The sequence below is a fragment of the Paraburkholderia sp. BCC1876 genome (assembly GCF_902833695.1).
Lineage (GTDB): Bacteria > Pseudomonadota > Gammaproteobacteria > Burkholderiales > Burkholderiaceae > Paraburkholderia.
This window is the reverse complement of record NZ_CADFGI010000091.1, coordinates 1-448: the sequence shown is the minus strand read 5'-3', so window position 1 is coordinate 448 and position 448 is coordinate 1. Positions and strand designations below refer to the sequence as shown.

At 71.4% G+C, this 448-nt stretch carries 1 protein-coding gene; it reads right to left on the bottom strand.

The genetic code is table 11. The features are described 5' to 3' along the window. Positions 1–148: 148 nt before the first annotated feature. A partial coding sequence (locus HWY05_RS37915) for an NAD(P)-dependent oxidoreductase (protein WP_279614206.1) occupies positions 149–448 on the bottom strand: 300 nt, incomplete at its 5' end.

Below are 448 nucleotides of genomic sequence, written 5' to 3'. Positions count from 1 at the left end.
CCCTGCAGGATCGCCTCGCGCAGCGCATCGGCGATGCGATCCTGCTTCGAGGCGCCGCCTCGCGAGGAGAGGCCCGGCGGCCTCGGCAGATCGAGCGGAATCGCGGCCTTGCCTCGCGTCATAGTGGTCCAGTCCGGTAAGCGTGGAATCAATCCCGGCTTATACCACATCGATCCTGGCGGCAGTCTCGCGGTCCTGCCCGCCGCGGCCCTTCGCCGAGCGCGGCGATCAGGTTGTCGGCGGCGAGGTTCGCCATCGCGCGGCGCGTCTTTTCGGTCGCGCTCGCGATGTGCGGCGTCAGCACGACGTTCGGCACCTCGAGCAGCGCCGGATGCACGCTCGGCTCGCCCTCATACACGTCGAGGCCGGCCGCGGCGATCGTCCCGTTGCGCAGCGCAACGGCCAGCGCCGCGTCGTCGACGATGCCGCCGCGCCGCGCGTGTCGTCC